We start from the raw sequence: 19,742 nt of genomic DNA on the forward strand, positions 1-19,742 counted from the left end.
TAGGGCGCGCTTGCCTTGATTTGGCCATGCAGCTGTGGTGTTTCACCTGTGATTTTGATGGCGAGCAGAGGGTTTCATGATCACCAAAACAGGGCTTGAAGGGCAGATCGCGTCGCTGGACGGGCTGCGCGCGGTGTCGATTGTGATTGTGTTTGCCGCCCATGCGGGCATCAGCGCGGCGATTCCGGGCGGATTTGGCGTGACGGTATTTTTCTTTTTGTCGGGCTATCTGATCACCACGCTGTTGCAGCGCGAATTTGACCGGACCGGCGGGGTTGATCTGGGCGCGTTTTACATGCGCCGTTTGCTGCGGCTTGGCCCGCCGATTTTGGTGACGCTGGCGGTGGGGGCGGTGCTGGTTTGGGCAGGGGTGTTTCAGGGCGAGGTGGAATGGCGCACGCTGTCGAGCCAGGTGTTTTTCTATTACAACTATTTCGCGCAATACGGCGACCGGCACGAGATTTTCGGGACCGAGATTTTATGGTCGCTGTCGGTCGAAGAACATTTTTACCTGATCTGGCCCGCGCTGTTTTTGGGTATCGCGCGGGGCTGGGTGGGATTGCGGTTTGTGGCTGTGTTGCTGGTGGCAAGCCTTGCGTGGCGCTGGGTGCGGTTTTCTGTTCTGGGGCATGACGAGCTGGCGATTTATCTGTCATCCGACACGCGGCTGGATGGGTTGCTGTACGGCTGTTTGCTGGCGCTGATGCAGGCGCGGGGGGTGGCTGCGCGCATTATGCCGCAAGGGGCGGCGCGGCATGTGGTTTTGCTGGGGGCGGCGGCGGTGATTATGGCCAGCTTTGTGGTTCGGGATCCGGTGTTTCGGTCAACTGTGCGCTATTCGCTGCAAGGGGCGGCGTTGATGCCGGTGTTTTACTATGCCGTGACGCGGGCGCAGGATTGGTATTTCAGGCCGCTGAACTGGGCTTGGGTGCGGCAGATTGGCGTGTGGTCGTTCACCGTGTATCTGTGCCATTTCGGGGTGATTATCGCGCTGGACGCGCATGGGGTGGCGCTGGGGTCAGTTGCGATGGTTGTGGCGGCAGGGGCGGTGTCGTTGGCCTATGCGGCGGCGGTTGGGTGGTTGGTGGAGCGGCCGGTGATGCGGTGGCGGCGGGTTTGGGGGCGGTAGTGGTGCGCTGAAGCGCACCCTACGCTTGCTCCAATAGGGGGAGTTGCATTTTGAGTTGGCCACCGATGAATTTTACGTCACCCGAACTGCTTTGAACCCTGTAGCCTTCGCCAACCAAATATTTAATATACATCTTATTGTAAATGAACATAAATACCAAGCCGGACAATCCAAATGTGGCTATCGCCAACACCAATTGAATGATGGCACCGACCCAATGGCCGCGCAGCAATGCGGGAAAAAAGCCGAAAAAGAACGTGGTCCATGAAAACCCGACGGGTGCTGTTTTCATGCGACCGGAGTGGGGTTGGACGAAGTTTAACTGTGCGTATGCCATGAGCGTTCCTAAATACTGACAAGGACGCCATAAATTTCTTTTTACGTCAGAGTGTCAAGCAATTTAAGCGAGCACTCAAACCAACCTGCTCGCCTCAACCGCCGCCCGCACGAAATCGGCAAACAACGGATGCGGGGCGAAGGGTTTGCTTTTCAGTTCGGGGTGGAATTGCACGCCTATGAACCACGGGTGGTCTTTGACTTCGACGATTTCGGGCAGTTTGCCATCGGGCGAGATGCCGGAGAACATGAGCCCGCATTTTTCCAGCTTGTCGCGGTAGGTCATGTCGACCTCATAGCGGTGGCGGTGGCGTTCTTCGATTTCCAGCGCGCCGTAAACCTCGGCCACCTTTGACCCCGGTGTCAGGTGGGCGGAATAGGCGCCCAGCCGCATGGAGCCGCCTTTGTCATCGGTGACTTTGCGTTCAACGACGTGGTTGCCTTGGACCCATTCTTTCAGGTGATAGATCACGGGGGTAAAGCGTTTCGCGCCGGACTCGTGGTCGAATTCTTCAGACCCGGCATCGGGGAGGCCTGCCAGATTGCGGGCGGTTTCAATCACGGCCATTTGCATGCCAAGACAGATGCCGAGGTAGGGGACCTTGCGGGTGCGGGCGAATTCGACGGCTTTGATCTTGCCTTCGGTACCGCGTTCGCCAAAGCCGCCGGGGACGAGGATGGCGTGGAAGCGTTGCAGATGGGGGGCGGGGTCTTCGCGCTCGAACAGTTCGGCGTCGACCCATTCGACCTTGACGCGGGTGCGGTTGGCCATGCCGCCGTGGGTCAGCGCCTCGGCAATGGATTTATAGGCGTCGCCCAGTTGGGTGTATTTGCCGACGATGGCCACGCGAACCTCGCCCTCGGCATTGGTCATGCGGTCCATTACGTCTTCCCAGCGGGTCAGGTTGGGGCGCGGGGCGGGCGAGATGCCGAAGGCGTCAAGCACGGCTTGGTCAAGGCCTTCGCGGTGATAGGCGAGCGGGGCCTCGTAGATGGTTTTCAGGTCATAGGCGGCGATCACCGCCTCTTTGCGGACGTTGCAGAACAGGGCGATTTTCTCGCGTTCTTTTTCGGGGATCGGGTGTTCGGAGCGCAATAGCAGGACATCAGGGGCAAGGCCGATGGATTGCAGTTCTTTGACCGAGTGCTGGGTGGGTTTGGTTTTGAGTTCGCCTGAGGCTGCGAGGTAGGGCAGCAGGGTGAGGTGCATCAGGATGCATTCGCCGCGCGGGCGTTCGTGGATGAACTGGCGGATCGCCTCGAAAAACGGCAGGCCCTCGATATCGCCGACGGTGCCGCCGATTTCGCACAGCATGAAATCCACCTCCTGCTCGCCGATGCGCAGGTAGTCCTTGATTTCATTGGTGACATGGGGGACGACCTGAATGGTTTTGCCAAGGTAATCGCCGCGACGTTCCTTTTCCAGCACGGTGGAATAGATGCGGCCCGAAGAAACGCTGTCGGTTTTGCGGGCGGGGACGCCGGTGAAGCGTTCATAATGACCAAGGTCAAGGTCGGTTTCGGCGCCGTCATCGGTGACGAAGACTTCGCCATGTTCAAAGGGCGACATCGTGCCGGGATCGACGTTCAGGTAGGGGTCAAGTTTGCGCAGGCGGACCGAATAGCCGCGCGCCTGTAGCAAAGCGCCCAAGGCGGCCGAGGCAAGGCCTTTGCCCAATGAGGAAACAACACCACCGGTGATGAAAATATAACGTGCCATGTGGTGGACCCCCGTGGAATTTGAACATGCGATACGGCGTCTCAGAATCGCACCATCACGGGAGATGAGAGATAACCGAAAATCGGGCGGTCTGCAACAGTACCGCTAGATGATGAGAAAAAGAGTTGGCGCGCCCCAAGGTGTGGGGCGGGCTGCAGACGAGTTGAGAGCTTTAGTTGCCAGCCGGTGCCGGTGCTACTGGCGCATCATCTGCGCGCGGCGGGACCAGTGGTGCGTTGGCCGGTGCCGGTGGCAGCAGGTCTGTACCCAGCGGTGCGGTTGGCACAACAGGGGCAGGGGCCGAGCCGCCGAACTGGTCGACTACCGATGTGCCCGATGCGTTTTGCGCGGCGATCAGGGTCAGCGAGATCGAGGTGATGATAAAGCCGATGGCAAAAATCCATGTCAGCTTGGTCAGCGCGGTTGCCGCCGCGCGGCCCGACATGGCGCCGTTGCCGCCACCACCGCCGCCCATACCCAGACCGCCCCCTTCGGAACGCTGCAAAAGCACAACGCCAATCAGGCAGAGTGCAAGGATCAGGTGGACGGTAAGAACGACATTTTCCATGGGTATTTGGCTTTTCGTTTTGGCTGACGGGTCTACTTAGGCGCAACTTGGGCTGGGGGCAAGCCCTTCGGCGCGGTGCAAGGCGCTGGTGGCATCAATCTTGTGATATTGCCCTGCGCAAATGGCAGGTCCGACCGCAAAACCGTACGGCTTTGGCCATAGTTATGACCCGTTTGTCAGGCACATCCCGCAGAACCAAAATATGCGACGGTGTTCGCGATTTTAAGAGGGTTGCCCATGTTGTTGAAAAAACTGTTCGCAAAAAAGGCCAGCACGGCTGCAGAAGGGGCCAAAGCCGCGCGGCCAAATTCGGCGCTTGCCGATGATTTGGCCATGCCCGAGGCGGCCAAGGATGAGTTTTTCAACGCCCAGCCCTCGCATATTCAGCAGATATTGACCGTGCTGCACCGGATTGCGCGCGACGCTTTGCTGGTGGGCGATATTATGCGCCGCGGTGCGCCCTTGCCGGACGTGGCCGGAGAGGTCGGGACTGTGCCGATTTACTGCCGCGATATTGAAGGGTTGTTTGAGACGCTCACGGCTGATGGCAGCAAACGGTTTCAATCTTATTATTATACCAATGATTTAGCGACAATGGACCCGCGCGCGCAGCTGCATCTGAGCCAGTTTTTCGGGCGGGTGATGGCGTTAAACACGCTTTTGACCACGACAGACCCAAGTTTGCGCGCTGCCCAAGCGAAGGCTGTGCCAAAGATGTTGGACCGGATTTTGCTGGAGGCGCTGTGTTTCAAGGGGCTTTTCAGCGGCTTTGCTGTCACACGGGCGCTGCTGACCCGTGCGGCCCCAGACAGCCAGATGGTGGCGCAGTTTGAAGCGCTGGTGGCGCGGACCAAGGCGGATTTGGCGGCAACCAGCCCCTATTTGCACGATTCTGCGACGGCGTTTGAAACGCTGCCGATGGTGAACCAATCTTTGATCGTCGAGCTGTCAAAGCGGTATGAAGAGGGGCAGATTGCGGTGAATGGCGTGTATTTTGATGCCGCAACCGGCGCGCAGATGGTGGGTGGGGTGCAGCGCTTGCAGGCGTGACGGTTTAATCGTCAACCTCGTCCACAGTGGCCTGACCTGACAGGCGTTGCCACAGAATGCTCCATGATAGGCCTATGCCCAGCGCCAAGGACAGCGCAAGGATGCCTCAGTCGATCAGGACCCAGATCAGAGCCGCGAGCACGGCGCCCACCAGCAGCATCCCCAGCGTGCCAAGCGAGCGCAGGGTGGCTGCGATATAGATGAGGAAGGCCACGGAGAGCAAAAGGCCAAGCAGGACAGTAAGCGTCAGTTGCGTGGTGTAATTGGCGTTGGCCCAGCGGTAAAAGTTCCAGTCGCTGGGGTTATAGCTGGCCGCAAGCAAGGCAAATGCCCCGAACCACCGCAATAAAAAAAACCATCGCGCCGCCCTTTGATCCCTGCGCCCTGTTTGGCATGTCTGCGAGGATCCGATCAAGGCCGGATCAAGACCCGATCAGGATTGGTTGCGTGTTGCGGTATTTTCGTCTGCTTGCGCAATCGTGTGAAATAGTGGTTTCGCCCGCGCGGCAAAGCGGTTATGCCCTAATCGGTTTCAACCGGACCAGCTTGAGGAGATCATCATTATGGCCAATGTCGTTGTCGTCGGCGCCCAGTGGGGCGATGAGGGAAAAGGCAAGATTGTGGACTGGCTGTCGGAACGCGCCGATGTGATTGCGCGGTTTCAGGGCGGGCATAATGCGGGTCATACGCTGGTGATTGACGGTAAGGTGTACAAGCTGTCGCTGCTGCCATCGGGCATCGTGCGCGGCGGGAAACTGTCGGTGATTGGCAACGGGGTGGTGCTGGACCCGTGGCATTTGATCATGGAGATTGAAAAGCTGCGCGGACAAGGCGTTGAGATTACGACCGAAAACCTGATGATTGCCGAAAACGCGCCGTTGATTTTGCCAGTGCATGGTGAGTTGGACCGCGCGCGCGAGGGGCAAACCTCGGTTGCGAAAATCGGGACCACGGGGCGCGGGATTGGCCCTGCCTATGAGGATAAAGTCGGTCGTCGGGCCATTCGCGTGGCCGATTTGGCCGATGAGGCGACGCTGGAACTGCGCGTTGACCGTTTGCTGACCCACCATGACGCGCTGCGCCGTGGTTTGGGCCTTGATCCGATTGACCGTGACGCGCTGTTGGCGCAGTTGCGTGAAATTGCGCCGCAAGTTTTGCCCTATGCCCAACCCGTTTGGAAAGTGCTGAACGAGGCGCGGCGTGCAGGCAAGCGGATTTTGTTTGAAGGCGCGCAAGGGGCGTTGTTGGATATTGATTTCGGGACGTATCCCTTTGTGACCTCGTCCAACGTGATTGCTGGCCAAGCGGCCACGGGCACTGGCCTTGGGCCGAACGCGATTGATTTCGTGTTGGGGATTGTGAAAGCCTATACCACCCGCGTGGGTGAAGGCCCGTTCCCTGCGGAGTTGAAGGATGCCGATGGCGAACGTTTGGGCCAGCGCGGGCACGAGTTCGGCACAGTTACGGGGCGCAAGCGCCGTTGCGGTTGGTTTGATGCGGTGCTGGTGCGCCAGACCTGTGCGACCAGCGGTGTGACGGGGATTGCCCTGACCAAGCTGGATGTGATGGACGGCTTTCCGATCATCAAGATTTGTGTGGGCTATGATCTGGACGGCAAGCGGTTGGATTATCTGCCCACGGCGGCTGACCAACAGGCCCGCTGCACACCGATCTATGAGGAAATGGAAGGCTGGGTTGAGGATACCGCAGGCGCGCGGTCCTGGGCCGATTTGCCGGGGGCGGCAATTAAATATGTGCGCCGGATTGAAGAGTTGATCCAATGTCCGGTTGCCCTACTTTCCACCAGTCCGGAACGCGAAGACACCATTTTGGTGACCGACCCGTTCGCGGATTAAAGGGGGAAAGATGGCAATGACGTACAAAGCGCGGCGGCGGTGGTCGCTGGTGGTGCTGCTGATCGGCTTGCCGCTGTATATCGCGGCGGCGCTGTTTGTGGTCTCGCTGTTTGACCGCCCGTCGTTGCTGGTGGAATTTTTTGTCTATGTTGGGCTGGGAATGCTGTGGATTGTGCCCTTGAAAAAGGTGTTTTTGGGGGTTGGTCAAGCCGAACCGGACGCAGGCAAGGATACACAAAAATAAAAGGTCGGGGTTTTGCCCCGACCTTATTTTTTAAGCGATATGCGCGCGTTAGCCCTGTGCGGCCTTGCGGGCTTCGGCTTGGATGGGGGAGGTTTCGCTCAAGGCAAACTGGCCTTTGCGCACCTTTTCAATCCGACCATCGCGCAGCAACGCGCCAAAGCTGCGCAGCAGGCTTTCGCGGTCATCCTCGAGCGCGGGTTGGACCGACAGCACGTGGCGCACGATTTGCGGGCGCGACACATCGGCCTGCCCTTCGATATGGGCTGAATAGGCCACGGCGGCCTCGAGCAGGTCTGACAGCGATTCGGCACCCAGCATTTCGGCGTAATCGGCAAAGCTGGTTTCTGTGCCAAAGACGTTGCGCCCGTCAGGGCCATTGATCGCCGTATCAAGATCCTGGTCGTGGTCATCATCGTCTGTAAGGGCAAGGTTGCTGCTGGCCTTGGCACGGTGCGGGCGCACGGGGGTTATATGGGGCGGTGCGGCATCAGGTTTGATGCGGGGCGTGTCTATGCGTTGTTCGGACACCAGCATAAGGGGGGCGGGGCGTTCGCCAACCGCCGCAGGAGCAGGGGCGGTCGCGTTGCGGGGCCGCACGGCACGTTCCAGATCGACGCGGTAAGGCCCCATCCGCATTTCCTCGGTTGGGCCTTGATCGCCACCGCTTTTGCGGTCCGCGACTGTGGCGGCCACGGCGGCCTTTAGATGCGAGATTGCGGAGAGACGGCGGCGGTTTTCGGTGCCTTCCAGTTCGGAGTTTGTTTGATCCAGCAAACGCTTGACCGATGCATCATCGCCCGAGGACGAAATGTTATTGGCCCGCTTGCGGTTTGAGACGGGGCGCTGTGGCCGGACGGGGGCAACACTTGCCGCTGGTGCGGCTGGTGCGGTGGGTTTTGTCGCAGGCTGTTCCGCCTGCAAGGCCGCCAATTCGCGCATAAGGTCGGCTTCGGCCTCGGGTGACAAGGCTGTGGCGTCGGTTGGTACGCTGGCTGCGGGCGGGGCTGCCTGTTCCGTTGCAGGGGCGCGGCGGATTTTGATGACACGCGCACGGGCACGCTGCAAGGTTGGGCTGACGTCTGGCGCAGCTGGCGCTGTTGGTTCGGCAGGGGCCGCAGATGTGGCTGCGACCGGCGTTTCCGGAGCGTCTGCAATTTCGTCTGCAATTTCGTTTGCGATTTCTGGCGCGTCGAGGGCTGCGCCATCCAGCACGGCCAGATCTGAAAAGTCGTCATCCGAGACATCAAAATCGTCGAGATCCACGTCGCTTTCGATAGGCTGGCTGACCTGTGCAACGGGCTGTGCCGGTGATGGCGCTGGTGCCGGATCTGACATTGCGGCGGCAAGCGAGGCCATAAGGGTATCGTCGCCAGTGGTGTCGATGTCGGCTTCGGTCTCAGAGGCGGCTGGGGTTGTGTCTGCGGCTTCGTCGTCAAAACGATCGCTGACGTCGAATTCCTCGTCATCAAAGGCGCCAGCAAGGGATGCAAGCATGGCATCATCCGAAGAGCTGCTGGAGTTTGCATCTGCTTCGGCCTTTGCAGCGGCGTCTGCCTCTGCTTTGGCTTTTGCCTCTTTTTCTGCCTTTGCCTTTGCCTTTGCCTTGGCACGTGCATCAGCTTCTGCCTTTTCTGCTGCATCGGCTTGTGCCTTGGCACGTGCGGCCTCGGCTTCGACTTTTGCATCAGCGTCTGCTTTTTCGGCGGCCTCGGCTTCGGCCTTCGCGCGGGCTTCGGCTTCTGCTTTGGCCAGTTCGTCCGCTTTGGCCTGTGCTTCGGCGGCGGCTTTTTTGGCGGCTTCGGCTTGCTGTGCGGCCTCGATCTCGGCCTTTTCAAGCGCGGCTTTTTCAAGGGCAGCATTGGCTGCGGCTTCGGCCTCGGCGGCGGCAAGGGCTGCGGCGACGTTTACGCTGGGGCGGGTGGTTTCGCCCGAGGCGCGGCTTTCGGCCATAGCGCCGCGAATCCGCGACAGTTTGGCGGCCACACTTTCCGAAATGCCCGCGTCGGCATTGGCGTGCTGGTCTTCGAACAAGACGTCAGGTTTTGGTTTTGCGGCGGGCTGGCCCGACAATAAGGCGCTGGGGGCGGTTTGGGCCGGGCGGGCCACGGGCACCGTAGGTTCCATTCCGTCCAGCGAATCGGTGGCGCGCAAGATCACGCCATTGTCCTGTATCTTGGCCTCGACGCGGCGCTTCATTTCACGCTCGGCGATTTGGTGCAGCATGGCGGCATCGGGCGTTGGCGGTTCGGCCCCGAAATAGCGGTCATCTGCCGCCAAATCGCGGAAATACTCGGCAATCGCCTTCATCGTGTTGAAAGGTTCGTCGAACCCCTCCAGAGTACAGGAGAACGTGCCGTATGAAACCGTTAGAATTTTGCTCGCCCCGACCATTGGATGCTCGCCCTTTGTTACCAAACTGATGCCTTACATGACCGTAAGGGATGTTCAATTCCGTGGACACTTCGAGGTAATTTAAAGGATTGTTTGTGTTCACGCGGCAAGATTGTGCCTTAATCTGGATACAGTATTGCGATGAATCAGCCGATTGTCGAATCCCAAACGGGGGTCACCTTGATTGCGGGGGGGCCGGTTTTGGCGCGGGATCTGCGGGCGGCACGGGCGTTTGCGCCACGGGTGGTGGCGGTGGATGGCGGGGCAGACCGCGCGCTGGCGCTGGGCGTGCGGCCCGCGGCGGTGATTGGCGACATGGACAGCGTAAGTGTGGCGGCGCGGGGCGCGTTGGCCGATGTGTTGCATGTGGTGGCCGAGCAGGAGAGTACCGATTTTGACAAGGCGTTGCGCCATATTGCGGCGCCGTTTGTGCTGGGGTTGGGCTGTTTGGGGGGGCGGGTTGACCACGAGCTGGCGGCGCTGTCGGTGCTGGTGCAGCGCAGGGATGTGCCGTGTTTGCTGATCGGGCGTGAGGATGTGATTTTCGCGGCCCCGCCGGTGTTGGAGATCGCGATGCAAGCAGGCGACAGGTTCAGCCTGTTCCCGATGGCCGAGGTGACGGGGCAGAGTGAGGGGTTGGAGTGGCCGATTGCGGGGTTGCGGTTTGCCCCGGCTGGCCGCGTTGGCACATCGAACCGCGCATTGGGGCCGGTGCGGTTGGAGATGGACGGGGCAGGAATGCTGGTGATCGTGCCGCGCGCGCGGCTGGCTGTGGCCCTTGGCGCGTTAACTTAACGCTTTTGTTTCGGGGCGGTGACGGTGGCGCGGGCGGTCACATGTTCGCGGTAGATGATATAAAGGCCGGAGCCTGTGATGATGGCGATCCCTGCCCATGTCATCGGGTTGGGGAAGTCGCCAAAGACCAGATACCCAAGCGTGACTGCCGCGATAAGTTCGGCGTAGTGCAGTGGCGCAAGCGTGGCCGAAGGCGCGAATTTCAGCGCATATGTCATGCACATATGGCTGCACGCGGCCCAAAACCCCACGCCAAACAGCCAGACCCATTCGATGCCAACCGGCATGATTGCATCGAGTTCCTTGATGCCGCTGCCATCAAACAGCGCCATCAGAGGCAGGCAAATGACCGACCCTGCAAGCGCCGTATGCAATTGCATGGTGACGGGGTGCATGGACCGCGACATCGCGCGGGTGATCAGCATATAGGCGGCAAAGGTGAACGCCGTGCCAAGCGGAAACAGCGCGACCCAGCCAAAGGCCGAGATGGAGGGTTGGATGACCAAAAGCGCACCCAGAAAGCCGATGGTTGACGCGGCAATGCGGCGGGGCCCCACCTCATCCCCGAACAACAGGCTGCCGAGGATGAGCAGGATGAAGGGTTCGACAAACACAATTGCCAGCGCATCGGCGATGGGCATCACGGCCACGGCGGCGACAAAGCAATAGGTGGCCAGCATCAGGCAAACCGCGCGGGCAAAGACAAAGCCTGTGGTGCGGCGGCTGATCCGCCAGTCAAGCCGCATCAGCAAAACGAAGGGCAGCATCAGGACCGCTTGTACCACAAACCGCGCCACCACGATTTGCCCGACGGGCAGGGTGGCCGTGGCCAGTTTGGCCGACACATCAAGCAAGGGTGCCAAGACACAAAACGCGAGCATCAATCCGACACCCAGCAGGATGCGGTCGCTATGGGCGGGGGAGGTGGTCATATCTGCCATAGGGTCTAGGGGTAAAGGGGGGTGGGTAAGCCGTCCTGTCTGATTTGACCAACAAAAGGACCAAAAGCGGCACAGGGTTTGCATTGCGGTATGTGCATTATGGGATTTGCCTTGCAGGGGGGGAGAAATGGGGGCTTGCGAAGCGGGGGCGGTTCGGGTTTGTAAAAAGAGGGGCATGCGGAAAGGGCGCGCTGTGCTGATACTTGGGTTGCAACGGCTGGTGGTGTTGGAAACGCCCAAAACGGGGTCTTTGGCCCTGCGCGCGATGCTGGCCCCCTATACGCTGCCCGTATCAGACGACGCGCCGCGCCATACCGGCTATTTCGCCTATCTTGCCAAGCAAGCGCCTAAGTTGTCGCAAGCCTTTGGCGGGGCTTTGGAAACTGTGGCGGTGGTGCGGGCGCCTTTGGGGCGGATGCGCAGTTGGTATCGCTACCGGATGCGCGGCAAGGTGGCGCATCTTAAGGTCAGCACCCGTGGCATCAGTTTTGAAGAGTTTATGGTGGCCTATCTGGATGGTTCGAACCCCGAGATGGCGAATGTGGGCCGCCAAGACCGCTTTGTCGGGTGGAACGGGCGCGCGGCGGGGGTGGATCATGTGTTTGATTATGACCAGCTGGACCTGCTTGAGACGTTTTTGTCCGAACGGGTTGGGACAGATTTGGCCTTACCGTTGCGCAACACCTCACCGCAGGGGCAGAGCATTGATTACAGCCTGAGCGATGCGGTTATGGCGCGGTATCGCCACGAAAACGCCGAGGAGTTCGCGCTGTATAAGGCGGTGTCGGAGGCGGGGCAGCTTATCCGGTCGGGCGTGGCCAAACCGGTTAAGAGTTGAGGCAGCTCAGCAGTTCGGCACGTTGACGGCAAGCCCGCCGAGCGAGGTTTCCTTGTATTTCTCATGCATGTCCTGCCCCGTTTGGCGCATGGTTTCAATGCAGGCGTCAAGGCTGACCAGATGCACACCATCCCCGCGCAGGGCAAGGCTGGCGGCGGATACCGCCTTGATCGCGCCCAACCCGTTGCGTTCGATGCACGGCACCTGCACAAGGCCTTTGACCGGATCGCAAGTCATGCCAAGATGGTGTTCCAGCGCAATTTCAGCCGCGTTTTCAATCTGTTCAGTGGTCCCCCCCAGCACGGCAGCAAGGCCCGCGGCGGCCATTGCGGCGGCTGATCCCACTTCGGCCTGACAACCGCATTCGGCGCCGGAAATGCTGGCGTTATGTTTGCACAGGCCTCCGATCGCGGCGGCGGTTAGCAGAAAGTCGGCCACTTTGCTGGCCGAGGCCCCCGGTACATGGTCAAGGTAGTAGCGGATCACGGCGGGCACCACGCCAGCGGCCCCGTTGGTGGGGGCAGTGACGACTTGGCCACCCGCTGCGTTTTCCTCATTCACCGCCATCGCGTAAAGCGACATCCAGTCGTTGATAGTGTGCGGTGCTGTCATATTCAGCCCGCGTTCGGCCATGAGTTGTTCATGGATACCGCGCGCCCGCCTGCGGACCTTTAGCCCGCCCGGCAGAATGCCGGACCCTTCCATCCCGCGCGAAATGCAGTCGTTCATCACTTCCCACACCCGCGCGATGCCTTTGTCCAACTCGTCAGGCTTGCGGTAGCGGAGTTCGTTTTGCCGCTTCATCTGGGCAATGGTCAGGCCGGATTCTTTGGCCATCGCCATCATCTCGGCCCCGTTTTGGAACGGGTAGGGCACGTCTGACCGCGCATTGGCCTTGAGCGTGGCGGCATTGGCGTGTTCGGCGGCGGTTAGGACAAAGCCGCCACCAATGGAATAATAGGTTTCCGACAAGATCACATCGCCTTGGGCATCGGTGGCGCGGATGACCATGCCGTTGGCGTGTCCGGGCAGGTTGGGGCCAAAATCGAAAACCAAATCCGTGTGCGGGTCAAACTGCAAGGGGCCAAGGCCGGGGGCGTCGATGGTTTTGGTTTCTTTGATTTGCGCCAACACCGCATCGGCGCGGGCGGCGTCATAGGTTTGGGGCACAAAGCCCGCAAGGCCCAAAATCGTGGCGCGGTCGGTGGCATGGCCCACGCCGGTAAAGGCAAGGCTGCCGTGCAGCGTGGCCTTTAGGCCGTGCGCATGGAATGGGCTGTCGCGCAGGGTTTGCAGGAATTGTGCGGCGGCCACCATCGGCCCCATTGTGTGGGAAGAGGACGGGCCAATACCCACTTTGAACATATCGAGGACAGAGAGGAACATCAGGTTACTTTCAAAGCGCACTGCCTTCGGGGGGGCAGGGGGGATGGGGATGGGTAAAGGGCGTGGGGCCAAGCCCTTCGGCAGCCATGGCGGTTTGGGTCGCGGGGCGGGTTTCCAAAGCGTTGGCCATAGCGTGTAGGGCCGGAAAATCGGCGATCTTGAACCAGCGCAGGGCGGTTTTGGGGTAAAGCATCGGCCAGCGCATCAGGGTGGCGGTATAGTAGGCCAGCACGCAGGGCGACGCAAATAGGGCAGGGTGGGTTTGGGCGGCTTGGTTTAACAAGCCGAAATGCCGGATCATACGGGCGGTCAGTTTTTCTGCATGGCTATGTTCACCTTCTGGCCCGACATATTGGTCGGGATAGAATATTTGGCGCAGGTCGGCATGTGCAGCGTTTGACAGGAAAAACAACCATTTAAGGAATGGAGTACGATCAGAGTGGCCTGCCGGCGGGGCCAGATTTGCGGCCGGATGTGCCTCGGCTAGCCACAAAAGACAGGCGGCGGTTTCCGAGATTGGGCCAGCAGGGGTGACGAGTGTCGGGATAAGGCCCGTGGGGTTCAACGCGCGGTAGGGGGCGCTGTCTTGTTGCCGCGTCGCGCGGTTGACCAGTTGGGTGGTGAAAGGGATATCCGCGTCATCCATCACCAAACGCAGGATAAGTGAGGCATTGTCGGGGGCGTAGTGCAAGATGTACATGAGCCCTCCTTTTTGGCGTTTGTTGTGGATAGCGCGGCTTGGCCCAAACCTATGTCCGAAAAACGACATTTCCAACGGGTTCGCGGCATTGGGAAGGGCTGGGTTTAACCCCGTGTTAAACAGTGTTTGCGACCTTTGGTGCATAGGAAAGGGGGTAGCATGCTGCGATTGATTGTATTTTTGGTGCTGTGGCCGTTTGCGGGGTTTGCCGATAGTGCCGGGTTGTCGCCCGCGCTTCAGGCGCAAATCCGTGACAGGCCCGAACGGTTTGAGGCAAAGGTTTCGGCGTTGATCCTCGGCTATGGCGGGGCAAAGGGGATGACGGCACAAGGGTTGCAGGATTATCTGGCGATGGAGCGTGCAAGGGTGCGCGTGCGTGACATGAACGCGATGCTTTTGGCCGATCTGGATGATGACGGGGCTGTGACGCAGCGCGAATTGCTGGCGGTTGTGGCGGCGCAGCGTGCCAGTTTGCGGGGGCGGTTGCTGCGCGCGCACACTGTCAGGGATGCCGATGGTGACGGCACGGTGTCAGGCGTTGAGATGCGCGCGCAGGCCCGACTGGCGGCCACAAAAGCGACCGCTCGCGATGCCGGATTGGGCGATCTGATGCAGTTGGATTTTGACAAGGACGGCTTTGTGACGATGCAGGAATTGCGCGCAGCTTTGGCGATGCAGCGGCCTGAGAGTTAGCCAAACCGGCTCTGACTGCGGCAATACGGCAAATTGCCCCCTCGCACCGCGCGGCTGGCTGCCCTATAAGCAGGGGGCAACAGTCAGCGGAGACATAAGATGGCGGCAGAGCTTTCCCCGATCGACAAGGCGAAATTCGTGGCCGCCCAGCGGGCGGTCGGGTTTGTCGAGAACGGCATGAAGCTGGGGCTTGGCACCGGATCGACCGCTGCATGGATGGTGCGCTGTTTGGCCGAACGTATCCGCGAAGAGGGACTGCGCGTCACAGGGGTGCCGACATCCAGCCGCACGGCGGAACTGGCGCGCAGTCTGGGCGTGCCGATCACCAGTCTGGATGAGGCGCGGTGGCTGGACCTGACGATTGACGGCGCCGATGAATTTGACCCGAACCTGAACCTGATAAAAGGCGGCGGTGCGGCCTTGTTGCAAGAAAAGATTGTGGCCACGGCCAGCGACCAGATGATCGTGATCACCGATGCCGCCAAGCAAGTGTCGCAGCTGGGGGCGTTTCCGCTGCCGGTGGAGGTGATTCCCTTTGGCTGGCAAACGACCAAAGCCTTGATCGAGGAAACCTTGGTCAGCATGGATGTGATGAGCCGCGAATGTACCCTGCGGATGAATGGCGATGCACCTTTGATCACGGATGAGGCGAATTACATCGTCGATTTGCACCTGAAACGCATCGGCAACCCGCGCCAGCTGGCGATGGTTTTGAACCAGATCCCGGGTGTGGTGGAAAACGGATTGTTCATTGATATCTGTGACATCGTTGTCATCGGCCACGGCGATGGCCGCGTGGTTGTCCGCGACATCAACTCGGGCGAGACCGAGGATGACCGCGTAGAGTTCGTGCCATCCGACAATATTTTCGCCGATCTTGAGGAATGACGCGTGAAGTTTGAGATACGGCGCCCTGTTGCGGTGTCCAATCGTATGATGCTGAATGCATTTTTGCTGACTGGGGTCGGTGCCTATTTGGTTTTTCCGCAAGGCGGGGTGCCGACTGCCCTTATTTGGTATGGGATTGCAGCTGTGTTTTTCCTTTGGGCGGCGTTCACGGTGGTTGTCATGCTGCGGCCCGTGCAGCTGCGGCTGACGGCGCAAGGCGTTTACGCACAGGCCATTTTCGGCACGCACCGCTTTGACTGGGACGCGTTGAAATGGGTGGATTTCACCCGCCCGACAGCACCAGCCGTTTTGTGCTATGATCGCCCGAACGGCAAAGATCGGTTTGTGGTGTTGCCCCGCAAAAGCACAACCGACATCGACCGCGCCGATGCGCTGCGGATTGTTCTGGAATGCCGGCCCGATGTACGCAAATCCAACCCCGAACCTTTTGTTGAATTATGGAGCCGCAAATGAGCTTTGATTACGATCTTTTCGTCATTGGTGGCGGATCTGGTGGCGTGCGGGCGGCGCGGATTGCGGCGGGAACGCATGGCGCAAAGGTGGCGCTGGCCGAGGAGTTTCGGATGGGCGGGACCTGCGTGATCCGCGGCTGTGTGCCCAAAAAGCTGATGGTGTTTGCCAGCGAATACCCGGGGATGGTGGAGGATGCGCGCAGCTATGGCTGGGACGCGCAGATTGGTGGCTTTGACTGGTCGGTGTTTCGCGCCAAGCTGGATGCGGAACTGACGCGGCTGGAAAAGGCTTACCGCGGTGGGCTTTCGGGCGCAGGCGTGACGGTGTTTGACAGCCGCGCCGTGCTGGTGGATGCCCATACGGTGCAACTGGCCGATGGCAAAACCGTATCGGCCAAGCATATTCTGGTGGCCACGGGCGGCGCGCCCTTTGTGCCTGAAATTGAGGGGCGCGCGCTTGCGATCACCTCCAACGAGATTTTCCAGATGGACGCTTTGCCTGCCCGTGTGTTGGTGGTGGGTGGCGGGTATATCGCGTCGGAGTTTGCCTGCATTTTGAACGGCTTGGGCTGCAAAGTGTCGCAATACTATCGCGGGGCGCAAATCCTGCGCGGGTTTGATGATGAGGCGCGCGGCCATGTGGCGGATGCAATGCGCGAAAACGGCGTGGATATTCATTGCGGCACCGATGTGATGCGGCTGGAACAGGTAGACGGCGGGATCAAGGCGGTGGCGACCAACGGGTCCGAGACTGTGTTTGACGCCGTGCTGTATGCCACAGGGCGCAAGCCCAATTCCGGCGGCTTGGGGCTGGAGGCGCTGGGCGTGGAACTGGGGCGAGCTGGGCAGATCGTAGTCGACGACTATAGCCAAACCGCCGTGCCGTCGATTTTCGCGGTGGGCGATGTGACCGACCGGATCAACCTGACGCCGGTGGCCATTCGCGAAGGCCACGCCTTTGCTGACACAATCTTTGGCGGGCAGCGCCGCCGCGTGGATCACAGCCTGTTTGCCAGCGCCGTGTTCACCCAGCCCGAAATGGGCACGATTGGCCTGAGTGAGGAAGCCGCGCGCGAGCGTGAGCCGATCGAGGTTTACGCCACGGCGTTTCGGCCGATGCAAACGGCCTTTGCCGGACGGCCTGACCGTGTGATGATGAAGCTGATTGTTTCCCAAGCCAGCCGCAAGATTTTGGGCTGTCACATCGTCGCACCTGGTGCGGGCGAAATGATCCAGCTGGTCGGCATTGCGGTGACGATGGGGGCCACAAAAGAACAATTTGACGCTACAATCGCGGTGCATCCGACGATGGCGGAAGAATTGGTGACGATGCGCAGCCCTGTTCGTACGGGTTGAACTTGAAATTCTGGGAAAAACCACCAGTTAGAACACAACAGAAGTAGGATAGGGTATTCACATGGCAGGAAGCGGAGGCCCTTGGGGCGGCGGCGGTGGCGGCAATCGGGGCGATGATGGCGATGAGGGCGACAAGCGCCCGAATGGCGGCCCTAATGGTGGGCGGCGTCCGGGCAATGACGGGCCACAGATTCCTGAAATCGAAGAAATCATGAAAAAAGGCCAAGAGCAGCTGCGCGTCTTGATGGGCGGTCGTGGTGGCGGTAATCGGCGCACGGGTGGCGGCGGTGGTGGCGGCATGGGGCCGATGTTCACCAAGCAAGGGCTTGCGTTGGGCGGTGTGGTCGCACTCGGCCTTTGGGCGTTTGCGTCGTTTTACACGGTCAAGCCGGAAGAACGGTCTGTCGAGTTGATGCTGGGCAGCTTTTCGGCCGTTGGCAATCCGGGTCTGAACTTTGCGCCTTGGCCGTTTGTGACGGCTGAAATCGTGCAGGTCACGGGCGAACGGCAAACCGATATCGGCACGGGCCGTGGTGGGGCGCTTGACACGGGGCTTATGCTGACGCGCGACCAGAACATCGTGGATATTGAATTCCAGATCGTTTGGAACGTGTCGGACCCTGCGCAATATCTGTTCAATCTGGCCGAGCCTGCGGACACGCTGCGGGCTGTGGCGGAATCGGCGATGCGCGATATTATTGCGCGGTCGGAACTGTCGCCGATTTTGAACCGCGACCGTGGTGTGATTGCATCCGACCTGAAGGCCGCCGTGCAAAGCACCTTGGATGTGTACAAATCTGGCATCAACGTGGTGCGGGTTAACTTTGACAAGGCAGACCCGCCGCGCGAAGTTATCGACAGCTTCCGCGAAGTGCAGGCCGCACAGCAGGAACGCGACCGGTTGGAGAAAGAGGCTGATGCCTATGCCAACCGTGTGACAGCGGCGGCGCGGGGCCAATCGGCCCAGTTGACCGAAGAGGCCGAAGGCTACCGCGCCCGCGTGGTGAATGACGCCGAAGGTGAAGCAAGCCGCTTCTTGTCGGTTTATGCTGAATATGTGAAGGCGCCCGAAGTGACGCGGCGCCGGATGTATCTGGAAACGATGGAAGGTGTGCTGGGCGGGATGAACAAGGTCATCCTTGATGGCGTGTCTGGGGCCGAGGCTGGCGGGCAGGGTGTTGTGCCGTATCTGCCGTTGAATAACCTGACACCGCAGCCCAGAACCGATGGAGGGACCAACTGATGAATAAAGCAGCTATGTTATTGCCCGCTGTGGCGATTGTGGTCGTGGGCCTATTGTCATCGGTCTATATCGTGGACGAGCGTGAAAAGGCGCTGGTGTTGCAGTTTGGTGAAGTGAAAACCGTGCGCGAAAGCCCCGGTATCGGGTTCAAGATCCCCTTGTTGCAAAACGTGGTGACCTATGACGACCGGATTTTGGGCCTGTTCACGCAGCCATCCGAAGTGACCCCCGCCGATGACCGCCGTTTGGTGGTGGATGCGTTTGCGCGCTGGCGGATCACGGATTTGGTGATGTTTCGCCAAGCCACGGGGACAGGCGGCATTCGGACCGCCCAAGCGCGGATTGAACCAATCCTGAACGCCGCCATTCGTGAGGTGTTGGGTTCCGTTCCGTCACAGCGCGTGCTGTCCGAGGACCGGACCAGCCTGATGAACCTGATCCGCGATCAGGCCCGCAGGCAGGCAGCTGCCTTGGGGGTTGATATCGTTGACGTGCGGTTGACCCGCACCGATTTGCCCGAGCAAAACCTTGCATCGACCTATTCGCGGATGCGTGCAGAACGGGAACGTGAAGCGGCGGACGAGATTGCCCGTGGTAACGAAGCCGCGCAGCGGGTTCGCGCCAGTGCAGACCGGACCGTGGTGGAACTGACATCCGAAGCGCGCAAGCAATCCGAGGTGATCCGCGGTGAAGCTGATGGTCAGCGGAACGCGATTTACGCCGAGGCGTTTGGCCGTGACCCTGAATTCTTTGCCTTTACACGGTCGCTGACCAGCTATGAGCGGGCGTTAGGGGGGGCGAATTCGTCGATTGTGATGCAGCCAGACAGCCAGTTCTTTGAATATCTGCGCAGCGATCAGGCGCCGGTTCCGGCAAACTGATCTATGGGTCTAGAAATTGCGCGGCTTTTGGCCGGGGGTGCAAACTGCGCCCTTGGTTCAAAGGCCGCGCCTTTTTCGTTTGAAACCTATTCTTGCGTTCACATCCTGTTGAGCGGGCGCGACTGGGATTGTGTTGCACTTCGCGCCGCCTAGATACAGACTGTTGCTGCAAAGACTGCCGCGCCTTTACGGATTGTCCGGACGCGGGGTTGCGAAACGATGAAGAGGAGTTTCGAGTGCATTCGAAAAGCATA

19 protein-coding genes and 1 pseudogene are annotated in these 19,742 nt (G+C 60.0%); 12 read left to right on the top strand and 8 right to left on the bottom strand.

Going from position 1 to position 19,742, the window contains the following annotated elements; translation table 11 throughout:
* Nucleotides 1-76 precede the first annotated feature (76 nt).
* Nucleotides 77-1,129, top strand: a complete 1,053-nt coding sequence (locus G560_RS0103920) for an acyltransferase family protein (protein ID WP_022703006.1) — start codon at nt 77-79, stop codon at nt 1,127-1,129.
* Nucleotides 1,130-1,148: 19 nt separating this feature from the next.
* Here G560_RS0103920 and G560_RS0103925 read toward each other — a convergent pair whose 3' ends face one another.
* From G560_RS0103925 to secG, 3 genes are all read right to left on the bottom strand, one after another.
* A complete protein-coding gene (locus tag G560_RS0103925; RefSeq protein ID WP_022703007.1) occupies nt 1,149-1,466 on the bottom strand; it encodes a hypothetical protein in 318 nt (105 codons plus the stop codon).
* A 75-nt stretch (nt 1,467-1,541) separates the two neighbouring features.
* Nucleotides 1,542-3,185: a CTP synthase gene (locus G560_RS0103930; protein ID WP_022703008.1), complete on the bottom strand. Its 1,644-nt coding sequence runs from the start codon at nt 3,183-3,185 to the stop codon at nt 1,542-1,544.
* A gap of 172 nt (nt 3,186-3,357) precedes the next feature.
* Nucleotides 3,358-3,753 carry a preprotein translocase subunit SecG gene (gene secG, locus G560_RS18460; protein ID WP_022703009.1) on the bottom strand — a complete coding sequence of 132 codons (396 nt, stop codon included), beginning with the start codon at nt 3,751-3,753 and terminating at the stop codon, nt 3,358-3,360.
* A 237-nt stretch (nt 3,754-3,990) separates the two neighbouring features.
* Here secG and G560_RS0103940 point away from each other — a divergent pair, with 237 nt between their 5' ends.
* Nucleotides 3,991-4,803, top strand: coding sequence for a hypothetical protein (locus G560_RS0103940; RefSeq protein ID WP_155947137.1), 813 nt, complete (start codon nt 3,991-3,993; stop codon nt 4,801-4,803).
* Nucleotides 4,804-4,807: 4 nt separating this feature from the next.
* On the opposite strand, the pseudogene G560_RS19900 reads toward G560_RS0103940, so the two are convergent.
* Nucleotides 4,808-5,218, bottom strand: a pseudogene (locus G560_RS19900) (DUF6524 family protein).
* Nucleotides 5,219-5,366: 148 nt separating this feature from the next.
* Between G560_RS19900 and G560_RS0103950 the strand changes: the two are divergent.
* Both G560_RS0103950 and G560_RS0103955 read left to right on the top strand, forming a co-directional pair.
* Nucleotides 5,367-6,659, top strand: a complete 1,293-nt coding sequence (locus tag G560_RS0103950; RefSeq protein WP_022703011.1) for an adenylosuccinate synthase — start codon at nt 5,367-5,369, stop codon at nt 6,657-6,659.
* A 10-nt stretch (nt 6,660-6,669) separates the two neighbouring features.
* Complete coding sequence (locus G560_RS0103955; protein ID WP_028913702.1) at nt 6,670-6,903, top strand: DUF2842 domain-containing protein; 234 nt, start codon at nt 6,670-6,672, stop codon at nt 6,901-6,903.
* 48 nt (nt 6,904-6,951) lie between these two features.
* Here G560_RS0103955 and G560_RS20230 read toward each other — a convergent pair whose 3' ends face one another.
* Nucleotides 6,952-9,294 (bottom strand): hypothetical protein, encoded by a 2,343-nt coding sequence (locus tag G560_RS20230; protein WP_022703013.1) that lies wholly within the window; start codon nt 9,292-9,294, stop codon nt 6,952-6,954.
* A gap of 141 nt (nt 9,295-9,435) precedes the next feature.
* Between G560_RS20230 and G560_RS0103965 the strand changes: the two genes are divergently transcribed.
* Nucleotides 9,436-10,089 (top strand): thiamine diphosphokinase, encoded by a 654-nt coding sequence (locus G560_RS0103965; RefSeq protein ID WP_022703014.1) that lies wholly within the window; start codon nt 9,436-9,438, stop codon nt 10,087-10,089.
* Here the strand turns inward: G560_RS0103965 and G560_RS0103970 are convergent.
* Complete coding sequence (locus G560_RS0103970) at nt 10,086-11,021, bottom strand: DMT family transporter (RefSeq protein ID WP_033419240.1); 936 nt, start codon at nt 11,019-11,021, stop codon at nt 10,086-10,088. The two genes, G560_RS0103965 and G560_RS0103970, sit on opposite strands and share 4 nt — an antisense overlap.
* 184 nt (nt 11,022-11,205) lie before the next feature.
* On the opposite strand from G560_RS0103970, the gene G560_RS18475 reads away from it, so the two are divergent.
* On the top strand, nt 11,206-11,868 hold the full coding sequence (locus tag G560_RS18475; RefSeq protein ID WP_022703016.1) for a hypothetical protein: 663 nt from the start codon (nt 11,206-11,208) through the stop codon (nt 11,866-11,868).
* Between the two features lie 6 nt (nt 11,869-11,874).
* On the opposite strand, the gene G560_RS0103980 is transcribed toward G560_RS18475, so the two are convergent.
* Together G560_RS0103980 and G560_RS0103985 are read right to left on the bottom strand one after the other, a co-directional pair.
* A complete protein-coding gene (locus G560_RS0103980; RefSeq protein ID WP_022703017.1) occupies nt 11,875-13,254 on the bottom strand; it encodes an L-serine ammonia-lyase in 1,380 nt (459 codons plus the stop codon).
* Between the two features lie 10 nt (nt 13,255-13,264).
* On the bottom strand, nt 13,265-13,954 hold the full coding sequence (locus G560_RS0103985) for a glutathione S-transferase family protein (protein WP_028913703.1): 690 nt from the start codon (nt 13,952-13,954) through the stop codon (nt 13,265-13,267).
* 159 nt (nt 13,955-14,113) lie between these two features.
* Here G560_RS0103985 and G560_RS0103990 point away from each other — a divergent pair, with 159 nt between their 5' ends.
* From G560_RS0103990 to hflC, 6 genes are all read left to right on the top strand, one after another.
* Nucleotides 14,114-14,647: a hypothetical protein gene (locus tag G560_RS0103990; protein ID WP_022703019.1), complete on the top strand. Its 534-nt coding sequence runs from the start codon at nt 14,114-14,116 to the stop codon at nt 14,645-14,647.
* A gap of 99 nt (nt 14,648-14,746) precedes the next feature.
* Nucleotides 14,747-15,535 (top strand): ribose-5-phosphate isomerase RpiA, encoded by a 789-nt coding sequence (rpiA, locus tag G560_RS0103995; protein ID WP_022703020.1) that lies wholly within the window; start codon nt 14,747-14,749, stop codon nt 15,533-15,535.
* 3 nt (nt 15,536-15,538) lie between these two features.
* On the top strand, nt 15,539-16,009 hold the full coding sequence (locus G560_RS0104000; protein WP_155947138.1) for a PH domain-containing protein: 471 nt from the start codon (nt 15,539-15,541) through the stop codon (nt 16,007-16,009).
* Nucleotides 16,006-17,364, top strand: a complete 1,359-nt coding sequence (gene gor / locus G560_RS0104005; RefSeq protein ID WP_028913704.1) for a glutathione-disulfide reductase — start codon at nt 16,006-16,008, stop codon at nt 17,362-17,364. The genes G560_RS0104000 and gor overlap by 4 nt, the downstream gene beginning before the upstream one ends.
* A gap of 61 nt (nt 17,365-17,425) precedes the next feature.
* A complete protein-coding gene (gene hflK / locus G560_RS0104010) occupies nt 17,426-18,607 on the top strand; it encodes an FtsH protease activity modulator HflK (RefSeq protein WP_022703023.1) in 1,182 nt (393 codons plus the stop codon).
* The gene (hflC, locus tag G560_RS18480) at nt 18,607-19,488 is read left to right on the top strand and encodes a protease modulator HflC (protein WP_022703024.1); all 882 of its coding nucleotides are present in this window, start codon (nt 18,607-18,609) and stop codon (nt 19,486-19,488) included. Before hflK ends, hflC begins: the two co-directional genes overlap by 1 nt.
* The last annotated feature ends 254 nt before the right edge of the window (nt 19,489-19,742 follow it).

Origin of the sequence: Pseudorhodobacter ferrugineus DSM 5888 (genome assembly GCF_000420745.1) — a bacterium.
GTDB lineage: Bacteria > Pseudomonadota > Alphaproteobacteria > Rhodobacterales > Rhodobacteraceae > Pseudorhodobacter > Pseudorhodobacter ferrugineus.